We start from the raw sequence: 5,841 nt of genomic DNA on the forward strand, positions 1-5,841 counted from the left end.
GTTCTTCTGTAGATGCAGCAAAAGAAATGATTCTTGGGCTTCATCCTAACAGAACGCTCTATGTTGATTTCCAAGATCTGAACAAGCGATTCATAAAAGGTGAACACTTCAGAAAATTTGTAATGATATTCCTAATATTGATGGATAATGCAGTTGTTCACTCGGAAAATGAAGAACTTGTCAATATTTGTATTTGCGCAGAAAAGAACTATAATTATCTTAATTTAAAAGTTATCAATAAAGTTAATCCAAACGACCTTAGGGTTAGTCTTGATAATATTGAATTTATTAATACTAAAATAAACTTAACTTATATTGATGATGCAAATAAAGAGTCAGGAAGTGGGCTGTTTAAGATTAAAAAAGTTATTACCAATGATATTAAGTCAGAGAATAATATTCAGATAGATCTAAACGGTCAAGAATTCAGTGTTGTAATACGCATGGATGAAAGAGAGGTTCTTGATGAAAAGTATTAAATTCCTTATTGCAGAAGATCAAGCTGATAAGGCAAGTGATATAGTTGAAATTATACAGAGTCGCTATGCTGATGCTTCCTTTGAGTATTCTGTATCATATGCGGGTACTGCAAAAAAAATTAAGAAAAATGAATTCGATATCGTAATTCTTGATATGTCTATGCCAAATTTTGATCCTAAACTGGGAGAAAAACCAGCTCTAAAAGCTTTGGCAGGAAGGGATATTATGACAAAAATGCAATATCGAAAAACTTTCATACCTGTAATTGTAGTTACTCAATTCGATATTTTCGGTCGCCATAGTGACGCGGTGAGCATCGATAAGTTGGGCGTTGATCTTAAAAAAGACTTTCCGGATATTTTTGCTGGGTGTGTGTACTACAATACACAAAGCAAGAGTTGGGAAGAGGAATTGATTAAAATAATAAATGAGTTTGTTGATGAGTAAATACTTAATAGTTGAAGATGACTTAGTAAAATTTAGTGCGATAAAAGAAGAGTTGTTGAGGTTAAAAATTGGTGAAAACGATGTCGAACATGTAATATCTGTGAATGAGGCGACCAACCTTTTGAAGGTTAGAGTGTACTCTATTATTATTCTCGATTTGAATCTACCAATGACTAAGAATGGAAGGCCAGTGGAAAATGGTGGTATTTCATTATTGAATAAGTTGAAATCGAATCCTAGTAAATATAACCTCCCAAAACAAATTATAGGGTTGACATCTTTTGAAAATTTAAAAAAAGAACAAAATTCTAATTTTGAAAGCCTTTGTTTTTCTCTACATGACTTTCAATTAAGCGATTGGAAAACGGTTTTGAAAAATAAAATTGCTTGGGATTTATCTTCAAATACTTCAAAAGCTAGAGTTTCAGGGGGGGATGTAATCTTATCTGTCCACGGAATTAGAACTCTGGGCCACTGGCAAGAAAAGCTTGAAAAGTCTGTATGCAATCATCAGTATAACTTTGTATTTAAAAAATATAAATATAACTATTTTTCAGCATTTCAATTGTTATTTCCTAAATATAGGAAAGTGGTTATAAAAAAATTAGCGTCTGAAATTGAAATATTATCAGAGCAGTACCCTGATTCAACATTAACAGTTTTCGCCCATAGTTTCGGAACTTATGCTGTAGTTAAAGCTCTTGAAAATCTGCCTGTAAGCTGTGATTTACACATATCTAAACTTTTTTTAGTTAGTTCTGTTATGAAATCAAATTATTGTTTTAATAATTTGATTAGAAGATTTTCTATTAAAGATATTTTTAATGAGTGTGGATATAACGATAACGTTTTACTTCTTAGTCATTATGCTTGCGTTGACATGGGTATGGCAGGAAGGAGTGGTTTTGAAGGTGCACGAGTTATAAATCGTTTTTATAATGGAGGGCATGATTTTTTTAATAGGGAAGATGATTTTATTGATAAATTTTGGGTTCCTGTAATCTGTGGCAATGGAAATGAAAAGTTTGATGAGAGAGATTTTTCTAAATTTCGTGAAAATATTGAAATAATGCTTTATACGAAACATATACCATTTGTTTTGTTTATTTTAATGTTATTACTGTTCGTGTTACTTGTGTTATAAAAATACATGTACTGAAATCGGTCTCTGATTTGAATTTAACTACATGTTTAGCATAGGAAATGTTGAATTTTTTTTAGCTTTAGTATCGCTTTGCTGTACCCTAGGATGTCCATTAATGAGGTGCGTCACTCTATGACTGACGCACCTCAAAACCCGTCCTATATTCCGTTCGCGGCTGTTCTGGGGCGGTTTTTTCCATCAGATGAATCAAATCTCTTGAGAACTGATTTATGTCCCTGTTATGCCCATTCCGACTAGTAATATCGAGAGTTGATTAGTTTGCAGTCAACAGAGACGTTACTAATGGAATAGCTAATCCGAATCAGACTAAGATAAGAAGAGTGAATTCTCTAACAAGGTTTTGTCTAAAAGTGAGTTTGAAAGTGATCAAACTTATTATCAAAAAATGACGCTTGCTCTCTGATAATTTTCAAATTATCACGTCATTAACATTCATAATAGATTCGAGTAAGATTTTTTGGGTTGTTAATTGATCATTGAGTTTAAAATACGTACGCTCATATTCTTACCTTGGCTACAGAACAGACAGCCAACGCGAGACTAAATGAAATCTGGTGAGGTGTCTTACATTAAATATTACAACCTAGATATGGAACACACCGTCAATGGAAAGTGTGTTCCTAATTAACGTTAAAAGCCTCAATAAAAAAGTGTCCGTTTTCCATGAACAGTAAATGTCTAAGTAATCTTAATTTTAGCATCTACAACAACACCAATGATTCTACAGTCTCCATTGATTGGCATCGTCGGGTATGCAGAATTAAGTGGCCTTAGGAATTTCTGACCTGCATCGATCACCAATTTTTTAAACGTTGCTTCATTTACATCAGTTAACTTTGCAACCACAAAAGACCCATTTTGGAAATCTTTCTCTGTATCCACTAAGACAAGCGTCCCTTCTGGAAAACTTGTTCCAGCGGGAGACGTCATAGAATCTCCTTGTACACGTAACCAAAAACATCGATCACTCGTTCGCTCTGTTGTTTCATACCATTCGTCTGTGCTAGACGACATGCATAGTTCTAAAGCCTCAGTCCAAGCTCCAGCCTGCACATAACTAATAACGGGAAATTTTTTCTGGTATGCAATAGGTGATTTCGTGTGTACCACGTTTGAAATCGCTTCATCAGGATATTCTAAAGTCCCATCAGAATGGAGTAAAAGTGAGTCAAGACTGACAGCTTTTAGAATTTTTGCTATTTGGCTTAATGAAGGTTCACGGCGTTTATTCAACCAATGGCCCATTCCTCCCGGAGTTACTTCTATCAACTCTGCGAGCTTTTCTTGGGTCATCCCAATTTCTTTAATTCTGGCTTTAACCAGATCAGTCCAATTCATTTTCATCCCCAAAATGTACATTATGTACAAATACTATCAACGAACAAAATGTACATTCTTGTTGCTTGCTTAATATACATAATGTACATTTGCATAAAGTGTCAATTTTGAGGTGAGCATGCAACAGATTCGAAACATCAGAGAGAGAGCCGGAATTTCCGTTAAAGCTCTTTCTCAAATCATCGGTACGGATGTGTCAACCTTCTATCACTATGAAACAGGGCGAAGAACTCCTGACTTCAATCAATGCTGGAAAATTGTAAACGCACTTAACCGTCTTGGTGCCCGATGTTCATTTGCCGATGTATTTCCAAATCCATTGGATATATCACCAGATGATAGCGTTGCCTAATTTCAAAGTCGGATTGCTAACCCGATGCCAGTGGGCACATTGAAGTATCGACTGTTACGGCTCGCAATAAGCGACTTACATGCATTAGTACGCGAACTGAGATTCAGTTGCTAAGTAGAGAACATCGGTCTAATTAATTTCAAATCTTCAATAACAGTAAGTTAACAGAGAGAGGCTTATTAGCATGAAAACCAATTCACGTAAAAAAGATAGCCGTTTGAATTTGTTGATGAAAACGATTCATCGGGTGTTGGAGTTACCCAAGATGACGCGCTTTGCGCTGGCGATAGATTTTGTTGCGGCGGTTGAGCGTCTTGGGCTAAGCGAGGTGTTAGCGGCGGAGGGCATTAGCTTTGCGAGCACGCAAGACGTGCACAACGATGCGCGGATCAATGCCCAAAAGCTGTTCCGCTGGCTTGGTCAGTACGAGGGCCAGCATCCACAGGCGGATCGCTTGTTTCATGTTGAGCAAGCACTGGTGGCGGCATTGCCCGAGCATTTGCGAGTGCAGTATCTCAACGATGTGTTTGGTTGCACTGGGGTGACGGTCATTGCTGATCGCATGAATGACGGCCATGTGTTGCATGTGGCTGATATGGCGGCATCGCTCACCAAAGAGAACGCCGAGGCGCAAGTGGCGGTGATCCATTTGGGCTGTGAGCCCAAGCACGAGCAGTTAGTGGCGGCGCACCGCGAGTTAAAAGAGTCGGCGGCAACCACGCAAGCCAGCATGGCGGCGTTAGAGTTGGCGTACCCGTATTTAGCGAGTCATGGCGGTAAGGCGGCGCAATACGCGGCCGAGAAGTGACAGTGATGCCGCAATCGAACCTGAACATCAATGTTATCGCCAGTGCTAAGACCGAGCTGCATCAGCAGTTGATCCGCTTGGGCGACATGATCGGCGACGGTTTGCATTTAGAACCCGATGGCAAATGGATTGCGAAAGAGTATGTAAAAGTGGCGCGGGCGTTAGGGTATCGGCCTAAACGTGCTAATCACAGCGCACAGATTAATGCGGTGATGCTTAAGCGGGTGGCTGATGTGCCGTGTGACCAGTGCGGTTTGGCTTTAAAGCAAACCAAGTCGGGCTCAAAACGCGCCGTGTGTGCCAATGGGCATAAGTGGCAGTTGTTGAAATGACTTGTTGAAACGACTTGTTGGAATGAAAGAAGGAGTGAATGACATGTTCACAAATCAGTTAAGTGATAACTGGGCGCGTAAAAAGTGCCGTTATCAAATTGCCCGCCACAGTTTGGCGACCGATGCGGGCTTGATACCTAAGATCATGAAGTGAGGAGGATAAACGATGTTTGATCCTGAATGTTTAATTTGTTGTTTGGAGGGCGGCGCCGCGTGTTCGGTGCATGGGCAAGTTAGCAGTGATGATGGGCCCGCCGTAACCGCGCTTACCGAAATGGAAACCGCGCAAGTGACGTTACTCATGATGCAGGCAAGGCAGTTAATGCTTAAGGCGATGGCGCTTAAATCTAAGTCGAACATGCCTAATAGCACTGAGCCTAATGTGGCTGAGCGTAACGCGGGGACCACTGAACGGGCAGCGTTAAGTGGTGTGAACATGGGCAAAGACATTGCCTGTTTTCATGGGCATACCACGGCGGAGTTGTTTAGACGAACGCAGGTGGGCCGAATGGTTGAGGTGTTAAGGAACTGCGATGAATTGCAGCATAGTCGCCCCGAGCGTTGGGCGGTTATCGCGACCGACATCGTGGATAAGGCGTTGTTGGGCAGTGGCAAGCAGTTGCTGCTGCCGACGGTGAGCATTGATTGGATTATGAATTATTTGTTGATGGAAGAACAACGCGCGGAACGTTCTATTGCGCTATTGGCAGCGGATGTAGGCGCGGCTGATATGAGTGCAGCTAATGTGAATGCCATCGTGACAAGCCGTAACGTGCACATTAAACGGCGAGATTTTTTTAGCCAGTTGCGCAGTAACTTGGCGCACAAGGTTTACTTGCTTGGCAGTGAAGGCGAGCGAGCGGAGGGCAACGGGGCGCATTGCAGTTGACCCGTTGCAGTAGACATAAGAAAGCCCGCT

At 40.5% G+C, this 5,841-nt stretch carries 8 protein-coding genes; 7 read left to right on the plus strand and 1 reads right to left on the minus strand.

All coding sequences use genetic code 11. The annotated features are described in order from the left end of the window. The 3 genes from FW758_RS23930 to FW758_RS23940 form a co-directional block, all read left to right on the plus strand. Positions 1-479 (plus strand): hypothetical protein (locus FW758_RS23930; protein WP_446446750.1); only part of this gene is annotated, 479 nt, incomplete at its 5' end. Then, positions 466-927, plus strand: coding sequence for a hypothetical protein (locus FW758_RS23935; protein ID WP_446446751.1), 462 nt, complete (start codon positions 466-468; stop codon positions 925-927). The genes FW758_RS23930 and FW758_RS23935, both read left to right, overlap by 14 nt. Next, a complete protein-coding gene (locus FW758_RS23940) occupies positions 920-2,071 on the plus strand; it encodes a hypothetical protein (protein ID WP_446446752.1) in 1,152 nt (383 codons plus the stop codon). Before FW758_RS23935 ends, FW758_RS23940 begins: the two co-directional genes overlap by 8 nt. A 699-nt stretch (positions 2,072-2,770) precedes the next feature. On the opposite strand, the gene FW758_RS23945 is transcribed toward FW758_RS23940, so the two are convergent. Then, positions 2,771-3,430, minus strand: coding sequence for a LexA family protein (locus FW758_RS23945; RefSeq protein ID WP_259578911.1), 660 nt, complete (start codon positions 3,428-3,430; stop codon positions 2,771-2,773). A 118-nt stretch (positions 3,431-3,548) separates the two neighbouring features. On the opposite strand from FW758_RS23945, the gene FW758_RS23950 reads away from it, so the two are divergent. From FW758_RS23950 to FW758_RS23965, 4 genes are all read left to right on the plus strand, one after another. After that, a complete protein-coding gene (locus FW758_RS23950) occupies positions 3,549-3,782 on the plus strand; it encodes a helix-turn-helix domain-containing protein (RefSeq protein WP_427613324.1) in 234 nt (77 codons plus the stop codon). Positions 3,783-3,966: 184 nt separating this feature from the next. Further along, positions 3,967-4,590, plus strand: a complete 624-nt coding sequence (locus tag FW758_RS23955; RefSeq protein WP_446446753.1) for a hypothetical protein — start codon at positions 3,967-3,969, stop codon at positions 4,588-4,590. Positions 4,591-4,595: 5 nt separating this feature from the next. Then, positions 4,596-4,922 (plus strand): hypothetical protein, encoded by a 327-nt coding sequence (locus FW758_RS23960; protein WP_446446754.1) that lies wholly within the window; start codon positions 4,596-4,598, stop codon positions 4,920-4,922. A gap of 166 nt (positions 4,923-5,088) precedes the next feature. After that, positions 5,089-5,811 (plus strand): hypothetical protein, encoded by a 723-nt coding sequence (locus tag FW758_RS23965; protein ID WP_446446755.1) that lies wholly within the window; start codon positions 5,089-5,091, stop codon positions 5,809-5,811. Positions 5,812-5,841: the final 30 nt, after the last annotated feature.

It is taken from the genome of Shewanella sp. 1180_01 (genome assembly GCF_052850535.1).